The sequence below is a fragment of the Ensifer sp. Root558 genome (assembly GCF_001427045.1).
GTDB lineage: Bacteria > Pseudomonadota > Alphaproteobacteria > Rhizobiales > Rhizobiaceae > Ensifer > Ensifer adhaerens.
In genome coordinates, this window is the sequence record NZ_LMGC01000023.1 from 139,422 (window position 1) to 163,353 (window position 23,932).

Consider the following 23,932-nt stretch of genomic DNA (forward strand, 5'->3'; position numbering starts at 1 on the left):
CCATGGAACATGTGGTTCCGCGCCGGTCGCCGGCCCCTCCCCTCAAGCTCCTGCAGGTGCTGGAGCCGAGTGGCGGCGGCTCGGGCCGGCACTTTCTCGATCTGTGCCGCGGCATGCACAAGCGCGGGCATCACGTCGAGGCCGTCTATTCGCCGGTGCGCGCCGAGGAAGGTTTCGTTCGTGAACTGAAGGCAATCGGCCTGCCGGCCGTACACGCCGTCAACATGAAGCGCGCACCCGGACCGTCTGACTTCGGCCGCTTTCTCGAACTCCGGCGCATCATGCGGGCCAGCAGTTTCGACATCATCCATGGCCACAGTTCCAAGGCCGGTGCGCTGACACGCCTGCGGCTGCCTGGCTCTCATGTTCCGCGGATCTACACGCCCCACGCTTTTCGCACGCTGGACCCGACGCTCGGCCGTGGTGGACGGCTCATCTACGGCACGATCGAATGGGCGCTGGCCCGTTTCTTTACCGATCACCTGATCTGCGTCTCCGACGACGAGTTCCACCATGCGCTCTCGCTGCATATGCCCGAGAAGCGCATGTCGGTGATCGTCAACGGCGTGGCACCGCCCTCATGCGAAATGGCGCAGACGCTGCGCGCCAGCTTCGGTATCGCGCCCGATGCCTTCGTCTTCGGCTTCGTTGGACGACTTTCCGCACAGAAGGCGCCGGAACGGCTGATCGCAGCGTTCAAGAGTGTCGCCGCTTCCGTCAGAAACAGCCACCTGGTCATGGTCGGCAGTGGCGAGCTCGAAGGTGACCTTCGCAAGGCGATCGCCGCAAGCGGACTGCAGAACCGCATGCATTTGACCTCCGCCTTCACCGGCCCGCAAGCCGTTCCCGCCTTCGACCTCCTGGTGATGCCAAGCCGCTACGAGGCCATGTCCTATGTGATGCTCGAAGGGGCCGCCGCCGGCAAGGCGATCATCGCAACCGACATCGGTGGCGCACGCACGGTGATCGAGGACGATCGGAACGGTTATATCCTGCCCAATAGCGACGACACGTCCGCGCTCACCAAGACCATGATCCAGGCGGCGGAGCCCGAAACCTTCAAGGCCCTGTCGGCTAGCGCCGAAAACCTGAAGGACCGCTTTACGCTCGCCGTCATGCTCGATCGCACAGAGGCCCTCTACCAGAAGGCGGCCTCAAAGCGGCAGACGGTCGACCTGCTCCAGTCAACCAGGTAGCGCAGAAAGAACGGCGTGATTGCCGCTCTGTATTCTCGGGAAACAGAAAAAGAGGCCCTGCTGAAGGACCTCTTTTGCTGCGGTCGCAGGAACGCTTAAGGCGTCGACCCTTCTGCGCCCGAACCGCCACCGGTATCGGGATTTGAACTCGGCGCCCCGGTATCACCGTTGGCGTTTGCGGTGCCGGTATCAGGGTTGGAGCTCGGAGCACCGGTGTCCGGGTTGGAACTCGCTGTACCCGTATCGCCCGGCGAGCCGGTGGGCTGGCCCGGAACGAGGATGACGGCGTCGTCTGCACGGGCAGTGCCGGACGCCGAGATGAGCGGCATTGCCGTCAGGGCCGAAAGCCCGAGCAACGACGCGGCAAAAATCTTCGAAAACGTCTTCATTACATTTCCTCCCTTGGCAGACAGACGCCCGCCATGAGGCCATTCCATCACTTTCGCGAGGACGGCGATCGACCCCAGCCGCGTGGACCATCGCACCGGAACGAGGCATTTTAGCGATTTCCGATGGGCGATAAATTTTGTCAGGCGCAAGCGACAAAACCGCATCCGATCTCGGAGCAGACACGGTGGGCCAAAGCGAAACAAATCAGCAGGCGTTTGAGATTTTTGCCGGGGCAATGGGTGCCCGAATGCGCGATTTTACGCGTGGAACTGCTGGCTACCGCCAGCCGCCAATTGCGGTAGCGCTGCTGTATGACTGAAATCAAAGAGGAAAATGGTCGGAGCGGCGGGATTCGAACCCACGACCCCTTGACCCCCAGTCAAGTGCGCTACCGGGCTGCGCTACGCTCCGAACCGAGGAAACCCCTATATAACCAACGCTTAGAGCGCAAGCGGGAAAATGCGGCCTGGATCGAAAAAGGAACAAACGGCGTGGAAAAGTATGCTTGGGAACTGAAAGTCCGACGGGACTTCCGCAAACTCACAGCATGGCGTCGCACCTGTGAAGCGACTGCGGACATAGAAAGCTCCCGCCATTCGCGCGCCACTGGGTGTCTGCAATTTCCGATGCTGCTTGACGAGGAAATCACCGACCGCCCGTCCGTCTACCGAACCTTCACCAAAACGAGATCCCGTCGCTCGAAACTTGCTGCCTAACGCAACGTTAGCTTGCCATCATGGATGATTTGAGGGACAGTTTGATACTGGCCCTTGAGGCCTGGAGCGTCTCCCCTTCTAGGAGAAAACCATGCCTCTTAAGTCCCTTATGGCCCTCACCGCGCTTGCGCTTCTCACGCTCTCCGGCTGTGCAACCTCCGGTTCGACCAACACGACCTATGCGCAGTGGACCGGCCCCTACCCGGAGCCTGACGTCTCCGCGGCGAGCCCCGGCGGCTTCCGAATCTCCTACTGACGCTTTTCAATCCTTGCTGGGATAATCGCGCGGGCGCCCTGCGGACGGGCGCGCATATGCCCCCCGTCGGCGGGCACCCCGCCGACGGCACCATCTTGGCAATCGTGTAAAAGGTGTCTGTGGAGGCAACCGCATTCGGCAGACGTTCGGCCGTGCGGAACCGGTCTTGATAATCGCCTGAAAGGCTTTCTCAGCGCACCTGGTCGAGAAGCCGCTTGCATTCCAGGAGGTCGTAGAGCGCCTCCTGAAGCAGAGCGCGATCTTCCTTGCCCACTGACGAGGATTTTCCGAGCGAGATCTCCGGCACGTCGTCGCTGCTGCCGCCGAAGGAGAAGAAGCGGCGGCTCGCCGGCGCCTTGGCACGGCCGACGATCTGATCCTCCTCGGAAAGACCAGCCTTCGGCGGTGCCGGCTCCTCGTTGCTGGAGGCTGCCAGCGCCTCGACGGTCGCGAGATCGCCGCTTGCAATCGCCGCGACGAACTTGTTGCCGTTGGTCTTCAGGAGCTTCTGCACGCCCTTGATCGTATAGCCGTGATCATAGAGCAGATGCCGGATACCCTTCAGAAGGTCGACATCCTCCGGCCGGTAGTACCGCCGGCCGCCGCCGCGCTTCATCGGCTTGATCTGCTGGAAGCGGGTTTCCCAGAAACGCAGGACATGCTGCGGCAGATCGAGATCGTCAGCGACCTCGCTGATGGTGCGAAAAGCGTCCGGGCTCTTTTCCATATCGTTCCCAATCCATGCCGTGCGACTCAGGCTCGAAAGCCGTAGTGAAGCCGATACCGCGCCAATGATGGCACGAATCGGCTCCATTTCAACGGCTTATGGATGGGTTTTCAACCACATTTGTGGCTGTCGTCAGGCGTTCACGAAACGGGAGATACCGGTTTCTGCTTGGCCCTGCGGCCCAGATGCGCCTTCAGGACGCGCTGCTTCAAGACATTCGACGCCTTGAAGGTCATCACGCGCCGGGGCGAAATCGGCACTTCCTCGCCGGTTTTCGGGTTTCGCCCGATGCGCTCGTTCTTGTCGCGGACCTGGAAGGTCGCGAAAGAGGACAGCTTCACACTCTCGCCACGCACGATTGCGTTGCATATTTCGTCAATGACGGTTTCCACCAATTCGGCAGACTCTGTCCTCGACAGACCCACCTTGCGAAAAACCGACTCAGCCAAGTCCGCCCGTGTTACTGTTTTTCCGCTCATCTTCCCCCACCAACGTCTGGTACGCCGATCAGCGTCCGAAGACTATTGCCCTTGCCTTTTGCGGTCAAGCGTCTGTTGCTTAAGCAATTTCTTTACCAGCGGAGAAGCACGGAGCCCCAGGTGAAGCCGCCGCCCATGGCCTCGAGCAGGACGAGGTCGCCCTTCTTGATCCGGCCGTCGCCCGCCGCCGCATTCAACGCCAGCGGAATGGAGGCTGCGGAGGTGTTGCCATGGAGATCGACCGTGACCACAACCTTATCGAGAGGGATGCCGAGCTTCTTGGCGGAGCCGTCGATGATGCGCCGGTTGGCCTGGTGCGGCACCAGCCAATCCAGATCTTCGGCCGTCGTCCCGGTCGCCTCGAAGGCAGCCTCGATCACATCGGTGATCATGCCGACCGCGTGCTTGAAGACTTCGCGGCCTTCCATCTTCAGATGGCCGACCGTCCCAGTGGTCGAAGGGCCGCCATCCACATAGAGCTTGTCGCGATGTGCGCCGTCGGAGCGAAGCTTCGCCGTCAGCACGCCCCGGTCGGCAATGGTGCCCTCGCCTTCCTGGGCTTCCAGGATGATGGCGCCGGCGCCGTCACCGAAGAGCACGCAGGTCGTGCGGTCGTTCCAGTCGAGGATACGCGAGAAGGTCTCCGAGCCGATCACCAGCACGCGCTTAGCAAGCCCACCGCGGATATAGGCATCCGCCGTGGTAACCGCGTAGACGAAGCCCGAGCAGACCGCCTGCATGTCGAAGGCCGCGCCATGGCGCATACCGAGGCGGTCCTGGATGTTGACAGCTGTTGCCGGAAACGTGTTGTCGGGAGTGGAGGTCGCCAGGATGATCAGGTCGATATCATCAGGGGTAAGCCCAGCATTGGCGAGCGCAGCACGCGCGGCACCTTCGCCGAGCGAAGCTGTGGTTTCGCCCTCGCCGGCGATGTAGCGCTGCCGGATGCCGGTGCGCTGCACGATCCACTCATCGGACGTATCGACCTTGGATTCCAGCTCCTGATTGGTGACCACGCGCTTCGGCAAAGCTGCGCCGAAACCGCGAACGACGGAACGGATCATCTATTCAAACCTCATCATTCATGCCGGCGGAAAGGGCCTTGGGCGGTTCGCCGCCATGGTACTTCGCCAGATCGAGCTCGATCTTCGACTTCAGGCCATTCTTCACCATGTCGTAGCCGACATCGATCGCGGCTGCAAAACCCTCGGCATCTGCACCACCATGGCTCTTGATCACGACGCCATTGAGGCCGAGGAACACGCCGCCATTGACCTTCCTCGGGTCCATCTTCTCCCGCAGGCGGTCGAATGCGCCCTTGGCCAGGATGTAGCCGATCTTGGCAAGAAGCGTGCGCGACATCGCCGCGCGCAGATATTCGGCGATCTGGCGCGCGGTGCCTTCGGCGGCCTTGAGTGCGATGTTGCCGGAAAAACCTTCCGTGACGACGACGTCGACGGTCCCGCGACCGATGTCGTCACCCTCGACGAAGCCGTAATAGTCGAAGCCGTCGATGTTGGCCTCACGGATCAGGCGGCCGGCTTCCTTGACCTCTTCCTGTCCCTTGATTTCCTCGACGCCGACATTCAGCAGCCCGACCATCGGCCGCTCGATCTCGAACAGCGCCCGTGCCATGGCGCCGCCCATCAGCGCGAAATCCATCAATTGCTGCGCGTCCGCGCCGATCGTCGCGCCGACATCGAGCACGATGCTCTCGCCTTTCAGCGTCGGCCAGATGGCGGCGATCGCCGGCCGTTGAATTCCCTGCATGGTGCGCAGACAGAAGACCGACATGGCCATCAGCGCGCCGGTATTGCCGGCGGAAACGACGACATCTGCCTCGCCGGCATTGATCGCGTCGATCGCTTTCCACATGCTTGACTTGCCGCGGCCGCGGCGAAGCGCCTGGCTCGGCTTCTCGTCCATGGCGACTGCAATCTCGCAGTCGTAAAAGGTGCTGTTGGCCTTCAGCTTCGGATGTTTTTCAAGGAGGCCCGCGCACTGCGCTTCGATGCCGAACAAAACGAACTTGATGTCCGGATGACGTTCAAGCGCCCTTGCGGCGCCGGGGATGACGACTTCAGGACCATAGTCGCCCCCCATCACGTCAAGTGAAATTCTGACCACGCGTGTCTTATCCTTCATTTCTGCCACACAACACGTGCCGCCGCGGCGTACTCAACGGAAACGCATTGACGAAACATATTGCTTCTGACGCTTGAGCCAAGCACGCGGCAGATCGCTTTAGCGGCTCTTCTGGCCGGTTTGGGGCCAAAATACTGCTTTTCCTTTGCGTGACAACCGAATTGTAGATGACGCTTTCGCGACCTCAGTCCTTTTTCCAGTCCTTCAGGACCGCAAAGGGGTTCGGCTTCTTGTCATCGGCAGATGTGCTCTCGATGCGCTCGCCGAACGTCACGCCGGGCTTACGGGGATAAGGCTCGATCGCGAGTGCAACCTGCTCGCTGACGACGACGCCGGCGTCGATGGTGTCGCCGATAAAGGTATCGGGAATATCGGGGCCGTCAGGGTCGAGAATCATCTCGCCACCGTCATTGCTCGCCTGGCGGGCAAGCCGCGAGCCCTCGGGCACGAAGATCGCTTCGACCGGTTCGTCGATATCGGCTTCGACCGGCTCAAGAGTGACGACACAGCTCTGCACGACGCGGGCCCTGACGTCGCCCTTGATCTTCACGCCATCCTTCTTCCAGCGCGCGATCTGCAGGTCGGCTTCGAGCGACAGAACCTCGTTGATGTTCCAAAGCGCGGCAAGCGCCTTGCGCTCGCGCTCGTTGGCGGAGAGATGCACGCTGACCGCGTTCGCCGAAATGTGCCCGACTTTCACCGGATAAGAAAAGGCCGCCTGACTTTCGTCTTTCATGATTGGATCCTTCCTCGCGCGGGCTACCTGGCACCCATCGCGAACGCAGCCGCCAACCGGCTGCCGGTGGCGACGCTCTTGTTTTCTATTACGCCCCAGCCGGCGGAATGTGCAACTGGCCGATTTCGACGGCGTCTTCCGCGACATCGACGAGCTGGGCCTCAACCGCCAGCAGATAGCCAGCAAGCGCAACCATCGAAGGCGCCGCGTCGCCGCCATCAGGATGGAAGTTGCGCCTGAGCGCTGCCGCCAGGGCCTCGACGTCCCTTGCTTCCAGCGCCGCCGCATAGGATTCGAGTCGACCGTAATACATGCCGGCCAACTTCTTCATCTTCTTCGGCACGCCGGCATCGCCGACGCCGAGCTCGCGGATCGAGTGATCCACATCCTCGAAGAAGGCATCGATGATCTCCTGGGCGATTTCCTGGCCAGGCCTTGCCGACGCACGTGTGCGGCGGAAATAGAGGATCAGCGTCGCCGACAGCATCTCGAACCGGCCCATGACCGTGTCCGGAACATCGAGGTCGGTGTAAAGGTAGGGCTGGCGTGCCGCCGCCGTCAGCAATGCATATTGCCGCTCGACAATCGCGGTGTTGCCACTTTTTCTTTTAAACAGTCCAAAAATCATCACAAAGCTCGGGCTTGGCTTTCTCGAAATGCGCGCAAGCGCCCATGACGTTGTTGCATGACAGCCGAAGCTGGTTTACCGAAGCAGGCACGAATTGCAATGGCGGATCTGCCATCGTTTCTCCAAGGGGAGCTGTCGTTGACGAAGCGGTATTTGAGAAAAAATTTTAAGACCCTCGGCCGCGTGGCGGTCGTAGCCACCATCGCCGGTTTTACCCTTTCCGCCTGCCAGTCCGCCAATGTCGGTGAAGTTCTCCATCAGGGCTATGTGGTTGATCAGGAAACGCTAAACCTCGTTCCGGTCGGTTCCAGCCGCGAGCAGGTGCTGCTCTCGCTCGGCACGCCGTCGACGACCGCGACCTTCGACAACGAAGTGTTCTACTACATCTCGCAGACGCGCAAGCGCCCTGTTGCCTTCATGAAGCCCAAGCTGATCGACCAGTCGATCCTGGCCGTCTATTTCGACAAGGAAGGCACCGTCAGCCAGCTGGCTCACTATACGCTGAAGGACGGCAAGGTCTTCGACATGCTGACACGCACGACGCCGACAGGTGGCAAGGAAACGAGCTTCCTCGGCCAGCTGCTGACGGGCCCCGGCGCCGGTCAGGCCGCGGCGCGCAGCCTGTTCAAGGACTTCGGCAACTAAGCCTCCCCATTCCAAACAAAAGGCCCGCGGAACGATGTTCCGCGGGCCTTTTGTTTGCGCATCGATGCGATCAGGCGAGGACGGCCAGAAGCAAGAGCGCCACGATGTTGGTGATCTTGATCGCCGGGTTCACAGCCGGCCCGGCCGTGTCCTTATAGGGGTCGCCGACGGTGTCGCCGGTTACCGACGCCTTGTGGGCGTCGGAGCCCTTCAGATGGCGTTCGCCGTTCTTGTCGACAAACCCGTCCTCGAAGCTCTTCTTGGCGTTGTCCCAGGCACCGCCGCCCGAGGTCATCGAGATCGCCACGAAGAGGCCGTTGACGATGACACCGAGCAGAGAGGCACCGAGAGCCGCGAAAGCCGAAGCCTTCGAGCCCGAGAGCAGCAGCACGCCGAAATAGACGACAATCGGCGCCAGCACCGGGAGCAGCGAAGGAATGACCATTTCGCGGATCGCCGCTTTTGTCAGAAGGTCGACGGCGCGGCCATAGTCCGGCCGTTCGGTCCCCTGCATGATGCCGGGCTTCTCGCGGAACTGGCGGCGAACCTCCTCGACGATCGACCCGGCCGCACGGCCGACCGCAGTCATCGCGATACCGCCGAAGAGGTAGGGAATGAGACCGCCGAAGATCAGCCCCGCGACCACGTAAGGGTTGGAGAGATCGAAGGAGATCTGCCCGACATCGGCGAAGTACGGATACTTGTCGCCGTTGGCGGCAAAGTAGCTGAGGTCGTTCGAGTAGGCGGCGAAGAGCACCAGCGCACCGAGACCGGCCGAGCCGATCGCGTAGCCCTTGGTGACGGCCTTGGTGGTGTTGCCGACAGCGTCGAGCGCGTCGGTGGATTTACGCACTTCCGGCGGCAGATGCGACATTTCCGCGATGCCGCCGGCATTGTCGGTGACCGGACCGAAGGCGTCGAGCGCCACGATCATGCCGGCAAGGCCAAGCATGGCGGTGACGGCGATGCCAGTGCCGAAGAGGCCGGCAAGCTGGTAGGTCGCGATGATGCCGCCGACGATGACGATCGCCGGCAAAGCCGTCGATTCCAGCGAGACGGCCAGGCCCTGGATCACGTTGGTGCCGTGACCGGTCACCGACGCCTGGGCGATCGAGTTGACCGGCCGCTTGTTGGTGCCGGTATAGTATTCCGTGATCACCACGATCAGGGCCGTTACGATCAGGCCGAGAATACCGCAGAGGAACAGATTCCAGCCGGTGATCTCCTTGCCGGCGACGGTGCCGATCGTGCCCCAGCCGATGGTGAAGGACGTGGCGGCGCCGAGACCGAGGATCGACAGGACACCGGTCACGATCAGGCCCCTGTAGAGCGCACCCATGATCGAGTTGTTGGACCCGAGCTTCACGAAGAAGGTGCCGATGATCGAGGTGATGATGCAAGCCGCGCAGATGGCGAGCGGATAGACCATGACGGTCGCAAGCACAGGCGTGCCGGCAAAGAAGATCGCCGCCAGAACCATGGTCGCCACGACCGAGACCGCATAGGTCTCGAACAGGTCGGCTGCCATGCCGGCGCAATCGCCGACATTGTCGCCGACGTTGTCGGCGATGGTTGCCGGGTTGCGCGGATCATCCTCGGGAATGCCGGCTTCGACCTTGCCGACGAGGTCGCCGCCGACGTCGGCACCCTTGGTAAAGATGCCACCGCCGAGACGGGCGAAGATCGAAATCAGCGATGCGCCGAAGCCGAGCGACACCAGTGCGTCGATGACTTCGCGCGAGGCGGGCTCATGACCCAGGCCGGCCGTGAGGACGACGTAGTAGACCGAGACGCCAAGGAGCGCGAGGCCGGCCACAAGAAGGCCGGTGATCGCGCCGGATTTGAATGCGATATCGAGGCCGGAGGCGAGGCTCACGGACGCCGCCTGGGCAGTGCGGACGTTTGCCCGGACCGAAACATGCATGCCGATGAAACCCGCGGCACCCGAAAGGATCGCACCGATCAGAAAGCCGAAAGCGGCGGCGGGAGAAAGAAGAACCCAAGCGGCGATGAATACGACGACGCCGACAATGGCAATGGTCTTGTATTGACGCGTGAGATAGGCCTGCGCCCCTTCACGAATGTAGCCTGCGATTTCTTGCATGCGGGCGTTCCCCTGGTCGGCGGCAAGCACCGACTGTGTTGCCCAGATGGCATAAGCCACCGCGAGCAACCCGCATGCGATAACGCCCAATAAAATGGTCATTTCGCATTACCCTCCGTTACAACCCGCGGACTCACTCCCGGCCGCAGGCCCCTCAAAACCGCGAATCACGCACCACCTCCTCAAGCAGCACCCCTCACGGCGCGGCCAGAGTGCGGTTGCAACAGGAGATCGTCAAGCCCCGAGAAACGCCACTGGCGGCGCCTCGTTCGCTTTAGATTTCAGGGGAATGGAGCGTTAGGCGGCGGCCTTGCGCGGCGCCCGCTTCAGAAGCAGCAGGAGGATAAGGCAGACGATCGTTACCGGCCATACGACCGCGTTCAGCATGTCCCAGCCATAGGCCGTGAGCACCTTGCCCGAGGCAAACGACGACAGTGCCACCGTGGTGAACAGGATGATGTCGTGGAAGGCCTGAACCTTGTCGGCCTCCTGTGGGCGATAGCTGCTGGCAACGATCGCCGTCGAGCCGATGAAGCCGAAATTCCAGCCAAGGCCGAGCAATACGAGCGCGCCCCAGAAGTTCCAGAGCTCGATACCCATATGCGCGACCGCGGCGCAGGCCATCAGCAGAAGGAGGCCGCAGCCGACGATGCGCTCGGCGCCAAAGCGGCTGATGAGCATGCCGGTGACGAAGCTTGGCGCGAACATCGCCAGCACGTGCCACTGGATGCCGAGCGTGGCGAGTTCGGTCGAGAAGCCGCAGCCGATCACCATGGCGACCGGCGCCCCGGTCATCATGAAGGTCATCAGCGCGTAGCTGGAAATGCCGCAGATCATGCCGGTGGCGAAGCGTTGGCTGCGGACAATCTCGCCGAGGGGACGGACAGACTGATCGTGGTGGGCACTCACCATTGCGCCCGGCTCGGGCAGCCGCAGCGGCGCGAAAAACAGGGCTGCAACCAGGCAAATCGGCATCAGGACGACGAAAGCCCCGGCAAAGGAAACCGGCGCGAACAGGTCGCCAGCAAAAATGACGATCTGCGGACCGAGAACGGCCGAAACGATGCCGCCGCCAAGGATCAGCGAGATTGCCTTGGGCTTGTAGAACGACGGCGAGGCGTCGGCGGCGGCGAACCGCAGCTTCTGCGTAAAGCCGTTCGACGAGCCGAGCATCGCAAGGGCGAAGGCGAAAAGCCAGAAATTCTCGCGGAAGAGCGCGACGGCGGCGAGTGCTGCCCCGGCGGCCGCTATTGCGGTCCCGCTCATGAAGGCGAAGCGGCGGCCGATCAGGCGCGACAACACCGCTACCAGCACGACGCCGAGCGCCATGCCGACGTTAAAGGCGGTGAGCGGCGCGGTGGCCAGCGACTTGTCCTCCGCCAGCATCTGGTAGCCGGCGACACCGCCGACCGAAAAGCAGATGGGCCCGACGACGCCAAGAACGGCCTGTGCGGCTGTCAGGAGGTAAACGTTGCGGCGTGTTTCGCGAAGGGTGTTCCCCATGTCCTCAGCAGCAGCCGCAACCATCGACCTTACTTCCTCGGTTCGCCGCGGACCTGCTTGGCAATGCGGTCGAGAACGGCATTGACCAGCTTGGGCTCATCATCCGAGAAGAAAGCCTTGGCGATCTCGACATACTCCGTGACGATCACCGGAACCGGCACGTCCTTGCGCTCGAGCATCTCGAATGTACCCGCGCGCAAGATGGCACGCACGGTGGAATCGAGGCGCGACAGAGCCCAGTCGTCCTGGAGGGCCGAGCCGATCAGCGGATCAAGCTTGCGCTGGTCGCGCACGACACCGGCGACAATCGACCGGAACCAGGAGGCGTCCGCCTTCAGGTAGGTGTCGCCGTCGACATCCTGTCCGAGGCGATGCGCTTCGTATTCAGCAACCACTTCCAGGACACCGGTGCCGCCGATGTCCATCTGATAGAGCGCCTGCACCGCAGCGAGGCGTGCTGCACCGCGCTGGTTGACCTGCTTCAGCGGTTGATCCGAGGGGGTTTTCGTCACTTTTCCGTGCCCAATTTCTTCTTAAGTTCAATCATGGTCAGTGCCGCACGCGCAGCAAAGCCACCCTTGTCGCCTTCCGACCGGCGGGCGCGCGCCCAGGCCTGATCGTCGTTCTCCACCGTCAAGATACCATTGCCGATCGCAAGGCTCTCGCTGACGGCGAGGTCCATGATCGCGCGCGAAGACTCGTTCGCGACGATGTCAAAATGGTAGGTTTCGCCGCGAATGACCATGCCAAGGGCCACGAAACCATCATATTCGGTGCCGCCCTCGTCGGCGCCGTCGAGTGCCATGGCAATCGCCGGCGGGATTTCGAGCGCACCCGGAACCGTCACGATATCATAGGTGGCCCCGGCTGCGTCCAGCGCATGCTTGGCGCCGTCGAGCAATGCATCGGCCATATCGTCATAGAAACGCGCTTCCACAATCAGGATGTGGGCTGCCGTGGTCTCTGCCATGGATCACCTGTCTTTGAGAGTTCCGCGCCGGATGCGACCGGCTGAGGCGGCGGTAAAACCACGCCCGGCGCCGAATGGCAAGCAAATTCCGCCGCAGACGGCCTTTTGCCGCGTTTACAGGGCCGCAACATGCGGCCGTTGCCGCTGCAAAATGCCAATGCCGTGGGTCTTGCGCGGCCGCGTTGCTGGTTCCAAGTTCGAAGCCGTCGATATCAAGCTGGATTTTTCGTATGCCCGAAATCGGTTCGACCAACATCGTCCTGCCCATGAAACCTCTTGGCGTCGTCTTCGACATGGACGGATTGCTCTTCGACACCGAAGCGCTCTACCGCGACGCGATGATCCAGACAGCGGCAGCGCTCGGTCACAACATGCCTGTCTCCCTTTATCTCGATACGATCGGGCTTTCGGCCGAGGCGACGCGCATGTTGCTTCGCGGTCGCTTCGGCGATGCCTTCGACCTCGCTCAGTTCTGGGAGCGTGCCTCGGCGCAATTTGCGACAATGGCGACGACCGAGCTGCGGCTGAAGCCTGGCGTCGTCAATCTCCTCGACCTGCTTGACGGCATGGGCCTGCCGTCTGCGATTGCCACCTCGTCACAACATCACGACGTCCAGCGCAATCTCGACCGGCACGGATTGCGCGACCGCTTCCCGACGGTCGTTGCCTTTGGCGACTACGATCATGGCAAGCCGCACCCGGCCCCGTTCCTGACGGCTGCAAGTCGGCTCGGTATCGCGCCGCAGTATTGCCTCGCTCTCGAAGACAGCCACAACGGCGTGCGTTCGGCTTCGTCTGCCGGCATGATGACGGTCATGGTGCCCGATCTCCTGCCACCGACCGAAGAAATGAAAACCCTTTGCGTTGGGATCGCTAGGTGTCTTCACGAGGTCACCACGGCGCTGAACGGCAGACGAACGTGAGCGCGCAGCTCGGCGTTAAACCAACGCGCGATAGCGCCCAGATGCTTTCGCCAATGGATTGCAACACTAGGATGTATTCCTGTAACCATCGTCGCTAATTTTAGCGATCGCAGGTTGACGACGGGACGAACGCGCGACACGGATAGAACGTATTAGCGTTGCCGCGACAACGGTACGCGAGGGAGGAACATGTGACCGATACGAAAAAGCCGATCGTTAATCCCAAAAACCTAGAACTCGACCACTGGACGCAAGGCACCTTTTTCGAATCCCGCGACGCCGCCTTCGGCGCGCTACTCGGCCTCAAGGATCTGGGCATCGGCTACGGTGAAGTACCGCCGGGCAAGTCCGGCTGCCCGTTCCACAATCATCACGTCGAAGAAGAACTTTTCATCATCATCGAAGGCGAAGGCACGTATCGCTTCGGCAGCGAGCGATATCCGGTCGGCCCCGGCGACATTCTGGGCGCCCCTGCGGGTGGACCGGAAACGGCCCACCACCTGATCAACACCGGCTCGGTGCCGCTCAAGTACCTTTCCATCTCGACCAAGGCGGCCACGGAAATCTGCGAGTATCCGGACTCCGGCAAATTCCTTGCCAGGACGCGTGGTTCCGATGGCCAAAGACGCTTCCTTTTCACCGGCCGTCCGGAAAGCGATGTCGACTACTGGGACGGCGAGCCCGGCGCCTGATTTCATCACAGCTTAGGATCGAATATGCATAGCGTTCCCATTATCGAGACCGACCGCCTCATCCTGCGCCCCTACCGCCGTGACGATTTCCCCGCCTATTCCGCGCTGTTCGGCGATGCCGAGGTGATCCGCTATGTCGGCGGGGTGCCGTTTACGCGCGAACAGTCCTGGACGCGGTTCCTGCGCCAAGTCGGCATGTGGCACTATTTCGGCTTCGGCTTCTTTGCCATCCAGGACCGGGAGACCGGGGGTTTTCTCGGCGAGGCCGGCTTCCACGACGTGCACCGCGCCATCACGCCTTCGCTCGAAGGGACGATGGAAACCGGATGGGCATTGTCACCGAAGGCGCACGGCAAGGGGCTGGCGACGGAAGCCGTCAGTGCGGCGCTCAAGTGGGCCGACCACCAGTTTCCGAAGCTGCGCAAGACCTGCATCATCGACGTCGGAAACCGCGCCTCGATCCGGGTCGCGGAGAAGCACGGCTTCAAGGAATTCTGGCGGACGACCTATCACGGCAACCACGTGATCATGTTCGAGCGCCACCAGAAGGCAGCAGCTGCGACAGGCGACCGAAGGGCTCGCGCGCACGCCGAAACATGAACAATTTTTAATTGTTTTCCTGATGCCAGCGCCATGGAAAGGGCCACATTCCGGCCCAGTTTCCTAGTCGTTGGCACGACGCGCCCTCCCCAAGAAGGGAGCAAACGCCGACCAATCAGTCGAAACAGTCCAGCGCCTTTGCTTGCGGGTGACAACGCCCGCAAACGAACCCTGCTGGCCGCCGCAATGGGCGATCCTCACCGGCCCGGAAACCCGCAAGGTTCCGCGTTCCCGTAACGGGTCGGCTTGCGCCTTGTTGCCGGTAAACAAAGGAGCATGACCATGAACCGCATAGCCAAGCTTTCCGTCATCGCTGCTCTCTCCGCCCTTTCCTTCGGCGGCGTCTCCTATGCTGCGAGCGCAGCCATGAACTGGCCGGCCGAAATCGACCACACCGTTCGCGATTTCAAGGGCGATCATTTCAACGTCGTCGACGTGGATACGCTGAAGGAATCGAGCCAGACGCGCATGTGGATCAACGAAGCGACGCCGCAACAGATTTCGTCCCTGCACGCGGCCGTCGAAGGCAACAAGCCGCTTGCAGCCAAGCTCAAGGCGCAGAATGTCGAGATGAACAACATTGCCGGCGCCGAACAGGCAGCCGATGGCAGCCTGACCCTCTACGTGCGTTGAGTGTCAACACCTCCCGAAACCAGAACCGCCCCCGATTGGGGGCGGTTTGCATTCGGCAAAAGAGGAAGTCGGCTTACTCCGGCTTTGGTGCCGGGAATTCGGCGAGGCGCGCCGCATAACGCGCCATGGTGTCCACCTCGAAGTTGACGAAATCGCCGGCCTTGCGCTCACCCCAGGTCGTGACCTCCAGCGAATGGCGGATCAGGAGCACGTCGAACTCGGCGCCGGCGACCTTGTTGACCGTCAGCGACGTGCCGTCGAGCGCGACCGATCCCTTCGGCGCGACGAATTTCGCCAGATGCTCAGGCGCGCGCAGACGAAAGCGCACAGCGTCGCCTTCCGCTTCCACCGACAGAATTTCCGCCTTGTCGTCGACATGGCCGGAAACCAGGTGGCCGCCGAGCTCGTCGCCGATCTTCAGCGAGCGCTCGAGATTGATGCGCGTTCCCTTGGTCCAGCCGGCGATCGTCGTCAGGCGGAGCGCCTCTTCCCAGGCCTCGACCTCGAACCAGCCCTCGTTGCTGCCGGCTTCAGGCAAAGCCGTCACCGTCAGGCAGACGCCGGAATGGGCGATCGAGGCACCCATGTCGATGGTCTTCGGGTCGTAGCTCGTGGCGACACGCAGCTTGATGCCTTCTTTCAGCGGGGTGACGGCGTCGACGGTGCCGATATCGGTAACAATGCCTGTGAACATCAGTTTTCTCTTTCGTATTCCTCGAACAGATCGCCGCCATACCGTGCCTCGGCGACGCGCCGGAAGCCTGCCGGCACGGACTTACGGTCAAATGGGGATGCAATGCCGTTTTCGCCAATGGTCCCCGGTCCGGTGTAGAGCTGGATACGGTCGACCAGATCAGCATCGAGAAAGGCGCGTGCAGCCACAGCACCGCCTTCGACCATCAGCGAGGAGATACCGCGGGAAGCGAGTGCCGCAAGAAGGTCGGCGATCGAGCCGGCTTCGAGCACCTCGACACCGGCGGCCTCCAGGGCCGCCTTGCGTGCTGCTCGGCCGCCATCAACGTCCGCATCCGCATCGCCGGATCCGTCGCTGGAGACCACGATGACGGGGACCTCCCGCGCCGTTAACACCAGTTTGGAGGAAAGCGGCAGGTCGAGCCGGCGGTCGAGAACGATGCGCAACGGCGAACAATGTTCGAGCCCCGGCAAGCGCACGGTCAGTTCCGGATCGTCAGCCGCAGCCGTGCCGATCCCGACCAGAATCGCGTCGGTCTCCGCGCGCAGCATCTGTACCTGCCCGCGCGAAATCGGACCGGTGATGCGCACTTGCCCCTCACCCTTGCGGCCGATCATGCCATCGGCCGAAACCGCAAGCTTGAGAATCACATAGGGTCTCTTGCTGACCTGGCGCATGAGGTAGGCTTCAAGCGCGTGATGCCCTTCCTCGGGGAGAACACCGATATCGACGGTGATGCCAGCATCGCGCAGGCGCACGACGCCACGCCCGGCAACCCGCACGTCCGGATCGAGGATCGAAATCACCACGCGGGATATGCCGGAGGCGACAAGCGCATCGGCGCAAGGCGGCGTCTTGCCGTGATGGGAGCAAGGCTCCAGCGTCACATAGGCCGTAGCACCCCTTGCCTTCGCACCGGCCTCCGTCAGTGCCTGGGTTTCGGCATGCGGGCGGCCGCTCCGCGCGGTTACGGCCCGGCCGACGATAACGCCGTCCTTGACGATCAGGCAGGCGACGGAGGGATTGGTGGATGTCTGTCCGAGATGGTGGCGAGCCAGCCTCAGCGCCGCGGCCATGAACCTCTCGTCTTCACGGTTGGGCGCTGTCATGGCTCTATCCAGCGTAATCTACTCGCCGGGATCGCGCGCGATCTTGGCGCTGATCTCGGTGATGACCTTCTCAAAATCCTCCGCATGGGAGAAATCGCGATAGACCGAAGCGTAGCGCACGAAGGCCACGTCATCGAGGCTCTTCAGCGCTTCGAGCACCTGCAGGCCGATTTCTTCCGAAGGGATCTCGGTCTCGCCGGAGCTTTCAAGGCGACGGACGATACCGGAAACCGCCCGCTCGATGCGGTCGCGATCGACCGGACGCTTGCGCAGCGCAATCTCGAAGGACCGCAGAAGCTTGTCCCGGTCGAAAGGAACCTTCCGACCGGTTTTCTTGATGATCATCAGTTCACGCAACTGCACCCGTTCGAAGGTCGTGAAACGACCTCCGCAATCCGGACAAATCCGGCGGCGGCGAATGGCATTCCCGTCCTCTGCCGGACGGGAATCCTTCACCTGACTGTCTTCAGAACCGCAATAGGGGCAGCGCATGGGCGACCGATCACATGTAGCCGTACATCGGGAAGCGATCGGTCAGCTTGATGACCTTGTCGCGAACGCCGGCTTCGACGGCGGCATTGCCCTCGTCGGAGTTGGCGACCTTCAGGCCGTCAAGAACCTCGACGATCCGCTCGCCGATTTCCTTGAACTCGGCTTCCTTGAAGCCACGGGTCGTGCCGGCCGGCGTGCCGAGACGGACACCCGAGGTGACGAAGGGCTTTTCAGGATCGAAAGGAATGCCGTTCTTGTTGCAGGTGATGAAGGCACGGCCAAGGGCGGCTTCCGCGCGCTTGCCGGTTGCGTTCTTCTTGCGCAGGTCGACGAGCATCAGGTGGTTGTCCGTGCCGCCCGATACGATGTCGAGGCCGTTGGCCTTTAGCGTTTCGGCGAGCGTGCGGGCGTTCTTGACGACTTGAGCCGCATAGTCCTTGAACGACGGCTGCAGCGCTTCGCCGAGTGCCACGGCCTTGGCGGCGATGACGTGCATCAGCGGACCGCCCTGGAGACCCGGGAAGACGGCCGAGTTGATCTTCTTGGCGATATCTTCGTCGTTGGTCAGAATCATGCCGCCGCGCGGGCCGCGGAGCGACTTGTGCGTCGTCGTCGTTGCAACGTGGCAATGCGGGAACGGCGACGGATGCTGGCCACCGGCAACGAGACCGGCGATGTGCGCCATGTCGACCATCAGCCAGGCGCCGACTTCGTCTGCGATCTCGCGGAAGCGCTTCCAGTCCCAGATGCGCGAGTAAGCGGTGCCGCCGGCGATGATCAGCTTCGGCTTGTGCTTGCGCGCCTGCTCGGCGACGTTGTCCATGTCGAGCAGGTGATCGTCTTCACGCACGCCGTAAGAGACGACGTTGAACCACTTGCCGGACATGTTGACCGGCGAACCGTGCGTCAGGTGGCCGCCCGAGTTGAGGTCGAGGCCCATGAAGGTGTCACCCGGCTGCAGGAGCGCCAGGAACACGGCCTGGTTCATCTGCGAACCGGAGTTCGGCTGAACGTTGGCGAAGTTGACGCCGAAGAGCTTCTTGGCGCGCTCGATCGCCAATTCCTCGGCGATGTCGACGAACTGGCAGCCGCCGTAGTAGCGCTTGCCCGGGTAGCCCTCGGCATATTTGTTGGTCATGATCGAGCCCTGGGCTTCGAGCACGGCGCGGGAAACGATGTTCTCGGAGGCGATCAGCTCGATCTCGTGGCGCTGGCGACCCAGCTCCTTTTCGATCGCACCGAAGATGTCCGGATCGCTGTCGGCCAGAGAGCGGGTGAAGAAGGCGTCATTCGTCTGTGCAGTCATCGGCGCGAGGCTCCTCTCAAGGGTGGCAGTTCTTTAGCTTCCTCGCACGGCGAGAGCAATATCCGCTGTGCGGTTTGCGTCATTTCCCCCATCTGCCGCGCCGAAATATCGCGGCGCTCAACCCATGAAAAAGCCGCGCTCCCAAGGGAAGCGCGGCTCGAAGAATTCCGTGTCGCAAATTCGCTTATTGCGGCAAGGCGTCCTGGTCGACCGAGCCGGGCGACTGCTCGACGCCATAGGGGGTCTGCAGCGCCAGTTCGGTGGCACCGTCGCGCTGATAGATATCGTCGCGGAACTGCACGACGCCGTCCTTGGCAGACCAGGCGGTGATGTAGGTGAAGAAAACAGGGACTTCCTCGGCGAGCGTGATCGGCGTGTTGACGCCGGTCTTGATGGTCGCCTCGATCTGCTGGCGCGACCAGCCGGGCGTTTCCTTCAGAAGCCAGGTCGAAAGGTCGCGCACGTTCTGTACGCGCACGCAGCCCGACGATTCGAAGCGCATCAGCTTGTTGAACAGGCCCTGCTGCGGCGTGTCGTGCATGTAGACCTGATGCTCGTTGTGGAAGTTGATCTTCGTCGACGACATCGCGTTGATCTTGCCCGGGTCCTGGCGGAACATCAGGTTCGGCGCTTTTTCGGCGTTCCAGTCGACCGTCTCCGGCGACACTTCGCCGCCGCTGCCATCAAACAGGCGGATCGAGTTGCGCGCCAGATAGGTCGGATCCTTACGCATCAGCGGCATGATATCCTTCTGGATGATCGAGCGCGGCGCGGTCCAGTAAGGGTTGAGGATGACCTCATAAATCTTCGAGTTGAGGATCGGCGACTGGCGGTCGATCTTGCCGACGATCGCCGTGTGGCGCAGCGCCACGCGGCCGTTCTCGACCGCTTCGATGTAGGCCGCAGGGATGTTGACCATCACGTAGCGGCGGCCGAGGTCGCCGGACATCGACTGCAGGCGCACGAGGTTGGTCTGGAGCTGGCCGAGGCGGGTGTTGGCGTCGACGTTGATCGCCTTCAGCGTGTATTCGCCGATGACGCCGTCCGCCGGCAGGCCGTGGCGGGCCTGGAAGCGCTTGACCGCGCCTTCGACGTAGCTGTCGAAGGACGAGGAGATGCCGGCCGAACGCGGCAGGTCGCCGGAAACCATCAGGCGCTGGCGGAGCTGCTGCACGGACGGATCGGTGACGCCGAGTTCAAGCTTGACGCTGGTCTGGACCGACGGCCAGCCGCCCTGCGACACGATGTTCTGATAGTCGAAGATCGCCTGCTGCACATGGGCGATCGTTTCCGGGCCGAAAACCGGCGTGTTCGAAACGACCGTCGTCGCGGTGCGCGATGCCCCTTTCGCGTCAAACTGGTCGTCCCAGGAGCCACGGCGAGGCGAATTGATGATCTCGTTCAGAGCGTCCTGTGCGCTTGCCGCGCCGGCGACTGCCACGGCGCCGAAGGTCGCTGCCGAGCGCAAGAAGGCGCGGCGCGAGAATGCATCAATTCCATTCTTTTTCGACATAATCCTACCATCCCAATGCGTCGGCACGCGCCCTATGCGCTGACACGCACGTTGCCGGAGCCCTAACACGATCGTGGTTAACAAAGGTCAACCAACGAGCCACCCTGCCCTCACATGTCTTCACGATGCCGCGAGTGAGGACCCTCATCCGGCAGGCGAAACGCGAAACGAATCCACACGCAAGAAAACACGTGGGCGCACCTACCGCATGTCGTCGTCGCTGTCATAGCAATATGGCCAATTCGTGTCTGGGCGCGAGCGAACGGCGACATGGCATGCCTTTTGCTTTTCGCCGGACGCGACTGGGTTGCAGCCGAACCGGAAACGGCAACATTTTGATTTACTAATGTTTTTGGTTTGAAAAATCACGCGAACGCGAGGAAAGCGTGCCGCAGCGGTGCAGCTTTTTGGCAACAGAACGGGGTGCCGCAAATGGCAAAGGTCGGACACGCAGGGATTGCGCCCGACCCTTGAACTGGAGGTTTTGGCCTGATTACAGGCGATACATGATCGAGTCGTTCCAGAAGCGATCGAGGCGCTGCAGGAGCTTATTCATCTGGGTGAACTCGTCCGAGCCGATACCGCCGACCTTCTGGATCGAGCCGACGTGGCGCTCGTAGAGCTTGGCAACGGTTTCGGCGATTTCCTGGCCGTCTTCCGTCAGGCTGATGCGGACCGAGCGGCGGTCGACGCGGGAGCGCTGGTGGTTGATCAGGCCGAGATCGACGAGCTTCTTGACGTTGTAGGAGACGTTCGAGCCGAGGTAGTAGCCGCGGGAGCGAAGTTCGCCGGCGGTCAGTTCCGAGTTGCCGATGTTGAAGAGCAACAGGGCCTGAACGGCGTTGACGTCGCTGCGACCTTCGCGGTCGAACTCGTCCTTGATGACGTCGAGCAGGCGGCGGTGCAGACGCTCGACGAGGTGAAGGGATTCCATATAGAGACCGCGGATGGTTTCTTCCTGGGGGTCTCGGGGCTGAACTGCCTGCGGCTTCATCTTGGTGTTCATTTGACTGCCTCACTGTTTTGTTTGGCGGTGTCTGTTTGTCTTCCCGCCTTGAGTGAGACCCTATCGAATACGTCTAAAATTCTACTTAAACCGCAGCCTTAACAAGAGCTTGCCATTTGGCGACCCTGTCTCAGGGTGAATCAACCCTTACCTGCCTGGCGAGCCGCCAGCGCTGGTAGAAGATCGCCGCGCGGAAAAGAACGAAGGTAACGGCAACCGCCGCATGCAGCACGACCAGCAGCGGACGGCCGCCGAAACTGGCCGGATAGAACTCGTACATCACGATCTCGATGGCTGCCGCAACCACCCAGACGACCGGCCCCCAGGAGACCAGCAGCCACAGGCCGAGGGCGGCGACCGGATAGATGACGGCAAGTGCGGTTGCGGCCGCCCGCCACTCCGGCGTCAGGAGATCGAAGCGTCCGGCGCCGCCATGGGAAAAGCCGATCAGCATGGCCCAGTAGTTCAGCGCGAACCAGATGCATGAGGCGGAGACCAGACGCAGAAAGAGACCGAAGAGGATCTCGGTCAGCGACGGTTTCGGCACATGGGCAGAATCATGAAGCATGGCCGGCAAGATAGGGCGGGTCTTTGCCATCCGCCAGCGGCATCGCGCCGTCCCCTCCCCCACGGCTCCTCTTAAAGAGAAGAAATGCCGCAGCCGGTTCGCCGGCCGCGCGGTTCCCAATGGCGGCCAGCCCATGATAAAGCGCTTGGCTATCGACGATTTTCACGGGAAAGGCGCGGCGCGATGAACGACAGGACAAATCTTGTGGACAGGGTCACCGGCCATCGCCGCATGCGCCGCAACCGCAAGGCCGACTGGACGCGCCGGCTGGTGCAGGAAAACCGCCTGACCGTCGACGACCTGATCTGGCCGATCTTCATCGTGCCGGGCGAGAACATCATCCAGCCGATCGACGCGATGCCGGGCGTCAACCGCATGAGCATCGACAAGGCCGTGGAAGCGGTAAAGGAAGCGGCCGGTCTCGGCATCCCGGCGATCGCCACCTTCCCCAACATCGACCTGTCGCTGCGCGACGATACCGGCTCCAACAGTCTTGCGGCCGACAACCTGATCAACCAGGCGACGCGCGCCTTCAAGAAAGCCGTGCCTGAGATCGGCATCATCACCGACGTCGCGCTCGACCCCTTCACCAGCCACGGCCATGACGGCATCCTGCGCAATGGCGAGATCGTCAACGACGAGACGGTCGAGACGATCGCAAGGGCGGCCGTCGCCCAGGCGGACGCCGGCTCCGATATCATCGCCCCCTCCGACATGATGGACGGACGCATCGGCGCCATCCGCCAGGCGCTCGACGCTCACTGCCACCAGAATGTCGGCATCATGTCCTATGCGACGAAGTTCGCCTCCGGCTTCTACGGTCCCTATCGCGAGGCGATCGGCACCGGCGGCCTTTTGAAGGGCGACAAGAAGACCTATTACATCGACCCGGCCAACGGCACCGAAGCGATCCGCGACGCAGCCCTCGACGTCGAGGAAGGCGCCGACATGCTGATGGTGAAGCCAGGCCTTCCCTATCTCGACATCTGCTGGCGGATGAAGGAAGCCTTCGGCCTGCCGGTCTTTGCCTACCAGGTGTCCGGCGAGTATTCGCAGGTGAAGGCGGCGGCTGCCAACGGCTGGATCGATGGCGAGAAGGTGATGCTCGAAACGCTGCTCGCCTTCAAGCGCGCCGGCTGCGACGGCATCCTCAGCTACTTCGCGGTCGAAGTGGCCCGCATTCTCGCCAAAGGCCGCTGAAACGCACCGCTTGATCCCGGCTCCGATCCTTGTTTTGCAGGGAATGCCATCCCATATCCTTGCTGCAACCAAACGAGGCTTTTGACCGATGACCATGCACAACGAAGAACTGAGGCTGCCGAGCAATGACTGGCGCGCCTATCAGGGCGTGCTGTCGCGACGCGTCTTTGCCTTTCTGCTCGATTACGCGATCATCGCGCTCCTCTGGATCCCCGCGGCGGTCGTCGTCTTCTTCCTCGGCATCTTGACGCTCGGCCTCGGCTTCATGCTTTATCCGGCGCTCTTTGCGATCGTCGCCATGCTCTATTTCGGCCTGACGGTCGGTGGCCGCGAACAGGCCTCTCCCGGTATGCGCTTGATGGGCCTGGCGATTGCTCGAACTGATGGACGCCCGATGGACTTCCTGACGGCGATCGTCCACCTCGTCATCTTCTGGATCGCCAACGCGCTGCTGACGCCGCTGATCCTGCTGATCGGCCTTTTCACCGACCGCAGCCGCCTGCTGCACGACCTGCTGATCGGTACCGTCACGGTGCGCCGCGACATGTATTGAAACCGGCGCAGGCATAGAGCTGAAAGCGTAAGGCGGTGTTTTCCGCCTCACCGCCGCCACCTATTGTGGTCACCACTAAAATATCGGCCGGCGCAGGCGGAAGCGGCAAACGAGTGAGTTGACGTTTTCCATTCTTGCGCCATGCTAC

The 23,932-nt window shown here is 62.1% G+C and carries 28 protein-coding genes and 1 tRNA gene; 10 read left to right on the forward strand and 19 right to left on the reverse strand.

Annotated features, from left to right (window positions below; translation table 11 throughout):
- Positions 1 to 2 precede the first annotated feature (2 nt).
- The gene (locus ASD63_RS20500; RefSeq protein WP_051659659.1) at positions 3 to 1,196 is read left to right on the forward strand and encodes a glycosyltransferase; all 1,194 of its coding nucleotides are present in this window, start codon (positions 3 to 5) and stop codon (positions 1,194 to 1,196) included.
- Positions 1,197 to 1,291: 95 nt separating this feature from the next.
- Here ASD63_RS20500 and ASD63_RS20505 read toward each other — a convergent pair whose 3' ends face one another.
- Positions 1,292 to 1,585 (reverse strand): hypothetical protein, encoded by a 294-nt coding sequence (locus tag ASD63_RS20505; RefSeq protein ID WP_034803714.1) that lies wholly within the window; start codon positions 1,583 to 1,585, stop codon positions 1,292 to 1,294.
- A gap of 335 nt (positions 1,586 to 1,920) precedes the next feature.
- Positions 1,921 to 1,997 (reverse strand) — tRNA-Pro (locus ASD63_RS20510).
- Positions 1,998 to 2,393: 396 nt separating this feature from the next.
- Between ASD63_RS20510 and ASD63_RS35725 the strand changes: the two genes are divergently transcribed.
- Entirely contained in the window at positions 2,394 to 2,558 is a 165-nt protein-coding gene (locus ASD63_RS35725) for a hypothetical protein (RefSeq protein WP_089043959.1), read from the forward strand.
- Positions 2,559 to 2,748: 190 nt separating this feature from the next.
- On the opposite strand, the gene ASD63_RS20515 is transcribed toward ASD63_RS35725, so the two are convergent.
- The 6 genes from ASD63_RS20515 to ASD63_RS20540 form a co-directional block, all read right to left on the reverse strand.
- Positions 2,749 to 3,285 carry a MerR family transcriptional regulator gene (locus tag ASD63_RS20515; protein ID WP_034803717.1) on the reverse strand — a complete coding sequence of 179 codons (537 nt, stop codon included), beginning with the start codon at positions 3,283 to 3,285 and terminating at the stop codon, positions 2,749 to 2,751.
- A 140-nt stretch (positions 3,286 to 3,425) separates the two neighbouring features.
- Positions 3,426 to 3,764, reverse strand: a complete 339-nt coding sequence (locus ASD63_RS20520) for an integration host factor subunit alpha (protein WP_034803721.1) — start codon at positions 3,762 to 3,764, stop codon at positions 3,426 to 3,428.
- A gap of 92 nt (positions 3,765 to 3,856) precedes the next feature.
- Positions 3,857 to 4,828 carry a beta-ketoacyl-ACP synthase III gene (locus ASD63_RS20525; RefSeq protein ID WP_034803724.1) on the reverse strand — a complete coding sequence of 324 codons (972 nt, stop codon included), beginning with the start codon at positions 4,826 to 4,828 and terminating at the stop codon, positions 3,857 to 3,859.
- Between the two features lie 4 nt (positions 4,829 to 4,832).
- Complete coding sequence (plsX, locus tag ASD63_RS20530; RefSeq protein WP_034804255.1) at positions 4,833 to 5,891, reverse strand: phosphate acyltransferase PlsX; 1,059 nt, start codon at positions 5,889 to 5,891, stop codon at positions 4,833 to 4,835.
- 202 nt (positions 5,892 to 6,093) lie between these two features.
- Positions 6,094 to 6,645: a DUF177 domain-containing protein gene (locus ASD63_RS20535; RefSeq protein ID WP_034803727.1), complete on the reverse strand. Its 552-nt coding sequence runs from the start codon at positions 6,643 to 6,645 to the stop codon at positions 6,094 to 6,096.
- 88 nt (positions 6,646 to 6,733) lie between these two features.
- Positions 6,734 to 7,273 carry a ubiquinol-cytochrome C chaperone family protein gene (locus tag ASD63_RS20540; protein WP_034803730.1) on the reverse strand — a complete coding sequence of 180 codons (540 nt, stop codon included), beginning with the start codon at positions 7,271 to 7,273 and terminating at the stop codon, positions 6,734 to 6,736.
- 138 nt (positions 7,274 to 7,411) lie between these two features.
- Between ASD63_RS20540 and ASD63_RS20545 the strand changes: the two genes are divergently transcribed.
- Positions 7,412 to 7,918 carry an outer membrane protein assembly factor BamE gene (locus tag ASD63_RS20545; RefSeq protein WP_034804258.1) on the forward strand — a complete coding sequence of 169 codons (507 nt, stop codon included), beginning with the start codon at positions 7,412 to 7,414 and terminating at the stop codon, positions 7,916 to 7,918.
- Positions 7,919 to 7,988: 70 nt separating this feature from the next.
- Here the strand turns inward: ASD63_RS20545 and ASD63_RS20550 are convergent, their stop codons facing one another.
- From ASD63_RS20550 to ribH, 4 genes are all read right to left on the reverse strand, one after another.
- Positions 7,989 to 10,124, reverse strand: coding sequence for a sodium-translocating pyrophosphatase (locus ASD63_RS20550; protein ID WP_034803733.1), 2,136 nt, complete (start codon positions 10,122 to 10,124; stop codon positions 7,989 to 7,991).
- A 195-nt stretch (positions 10,125 to 10,319) separates the two neighbouring features.
- A complete protein-coding gene (locus tag ASD63_RS20555) occupies positions 10,320 to 11,525 on the reverse strand; it encodes an MFS transporter (RefSeq protein WP_089044053.1) in 1,206 nt (401 codons plus the stop codon).
- A gap of 29 nt (positions 11,526 to 11,554) precedes the next feature.
- Complete coding sequence (gene nusB, locus ASD63_RS20560; protein ID WP_034803740.1) at positions 11,555 to 12,037, reverse strand: transcription antitermination factor NusB; 483 nt, start codon at positions 12,035 to 12,037, stop codon at positions 11,555 to 11,557.
- Positions 12,034 to 12,495, reverse strand: a complete 462-nt coding sequence (gene ribH, locus ASD63_RS20565) for a 6,7-dimethyl-8-ribityllumazine synthase (RefSeq protein WP_034803742.1) — start codon at positions 12,493 to 12,495, stop codon at positions 12,034 to 12,036. Before ribH ends, nusB begins: the two co-directional genes overlap by 4 nt.
- A 230-nt stretch (positions 12,496 to 12,725) precedes the next feature.
- Between ribH and ASD63_RS20570 the strand changes: the two genes are divergently transcribed.
- The 4 genes from ASD63_RS20570 (at position 12,726) to ASD63_RS20585 (ending at position 15,343) form a co-directional block, all read left to right on the forward strand.
- Positions 12,726 to 13,418: an HAD family phosphatase gene (locus ASD63_RS20570; protein WP_034803745.1), complete on the forward strand. Its 693-nt coding sequence runs from the start codon at positions 12,726 to 12,728 to the stop codon at positions 13,416 to 13,418.
- A 191-nt stretch (positions 13,419 to 13,609) separates the two neighbouring features.
- Positions 13,610 to 14,110 carry a cupin domain-containing protein gene (locus tag ASD63_RS20575; protein WP_034803747.1) on the forward strand — a complete coding sequence of 167 codons (501 nt, stop codon included), beginning with the start codon at positions 13,610 to 13,612 and terminating at the stop codon, positions 14,108 to 14,110.
- 24 nt (positions 14,111 to 14,134) lie between these two features.
- Positions 14,135 to 14,710: a GNAT family N-acetyltransferase gene (locus ASD63_RS20580; RefSeq protein WP_051659660.1), complete on the forward strand. Its 576-nt coding sequence runs from the start codon at positions 14,135 to 14,137 to the stop codon at positions 14,708 to 14,710.
- A gap of 282 nt (positions 14,711 to 14,992) precedes the next feature.
- The gene (locus ASD63_RS20585) at positions 14,993 to 15,343 is read left to right on the forward strand and encodes a hypothetical protein (RefSeq protein ID WP_034803749.1); all 351 of its coding nucleotides are present in this window, start codon (positions 14,993 to 14,995) and stop codon (positions 15,341 to 15,343) included.
- Positions 15,344 to 15,416: 73 nt separating this feature from the next.
- On the opposite strand, the gene ASD63_RS20590 is transcribed toward ASD63_RS20585, so the two are convergent.
- The 7 genes from ASD63_RS20590 to ASD63_RS20620 all read right to left on the reverse strand — a co-directional run bounded on the left by ASD63_RS20590 (position 15,417) and on the right by ASD63_RS20620 (position 22,031).
- Positions 15,417 to 16,037 (reverse strand): riboflavin synthase, encoded by a 621-nt coding sequence (locus tag ASD63_RS20590; RefSeq protein WP_034803751.1) that lies wholly within the window; start codon positions 16,035 to 16,037, stop codon positions 15,417 to 15,419.
- Positions 16,037 to 17,146, reverse strand: coding sequence for a bifunctional diaminohydroxyphosphoribosylaminopyrimidine deaminase/5-amino-6-(5-phosphoribosylamino)uracil reductase RibD (gene ribD / locus ASD63_RS20595; protein ID WP_034803754.1), 1,110 nt, complete (start codon positions 17,144 to 17,146; stop codon positions 16,037 to 16,039). The genes ASD63_RS20590 and ribD overlap by 1 nt, the downstream gene beginning before the upstream one ends.
- A gap of 18 nt (positions 17,147 to 17,164) precedes the next feature.
- Positions 17,165 to 17,638 carry a transcriptional regulator NrdR gene (nrdR, locus tag ASD63_RS20600; protein WP_034803756.1) on the reverse strand — a complete coding sequence of 158 codons (474 nt, stop codon included), beginning with the start codon at positions 17,636 to 17,638 and terminating at the stop codon, positions 17,165 to 17,167.
- Positions 17,639 to 17,648: 10 nt separating this feature from the next.
- Positions 17,649 to 18,944 carry a serine hydroxymethyltransferase gene (gene glyA / locus ASD63_RS20605; RefSeq protein ID WP_034803759.1) on the reverse strand — a complete coding sequence of 432 codons (1,296 nt, stop codon included), beginning with the start codon at positions 18,942 to 18,944 and terminating at the stop codon, positions 17,649 to 17,651.
- Between the two features lie 184 nt (positions 18,945 to 19,128).
- Complete coding sequence (locus tag ASD63_RS20610) at positions 19,129 to 20,457, reverse strand: murein L,D-transpeptidase (protein WP_034803761.1); 1,329 nt, start codon at positions 20,455 to 20,457, stop codon at positions 19,129 to 19,131.
- A gap of 493 nt (positions 20,458 to 20,950) precedes the next feature.
- Positions 20,951 to 21,463 (reverse strand): MarR family winged helix-turn-helix transcriptional regulator, encoded by a 513-nt coding sequence (locus ASD63_RS20615; RefSeq protein WP_034803764.1) that lies wholly within the window; start codon positions 21,461 to 21,463, stop codon positions 20,951 to 20,953.
- Between the two features lie 130 nt (positions 21,464 to 21,593).
- Complete coding sequence (locus ASD63_RS20620) at positions 21,594 to 22,031, reverse strand: DUF6163 family protein (RefSeq protein WP_034803767.1); 438 nt, start codon at positions 22,029 to 22,031, stop codon at positions 21,594 to 21,596.
- Here ASD63_RS20620 and ASD63_RS35890 point away from each other — a divergent pair.
- The 3 genes from ASD63_RS35890 (at position 22,030) to ASD63_RS20635 (ending at position 23,784) form a co-directional block, all read left to right on the forward strand.
- Positions 22,030 to 22,218 carry a hypothetical protein gene (locus tag ASD63_RS35890; protein WP_034803770.1) on the forward strand — a complete coding sequence of 63 codons (189 nt, stop codon included), beginning with the start codon at positions 22,030 to 22,032 and terminating at the stop codon, positions 22,216 to 22,218. The genes ASD63_RS20620 and ASD63_RS35890 overlap by 2 nt on opposite strands.
- On the forward strand, positions 22,215 to 23,231 hold the full coding sequence (gene hemB, locus ASD63_RS20630; RefSeq protein ID WP_060529815.1) for a porphobilinogen synthase: 1,017 nt from the start codon (positions 22,215 to 22,217) through the stop codon (positions 23,229 to 23,231). The genes ASD63_RS35890 and hemB overlap by 4 nt, the downstream gene beginning before the upstream one ends.
- Positions 23,232 to 23,319: 88 nt before the next feature.
- Positions 23,320 to 23,784 carry an RDD family protein gene (locus ASD63_RS20635; protein ID WP_034803777.1) on the forward strand — a complete coding sequence of 155 codons (465 nt, stop codon included), beginning with the start codon at positions 23,320 to 23,322 and terminating at the stop codon, positions 23,782 to 23,784.
- Positions 23,785 to 23,932: the final 148 nt, after the last annotated feature.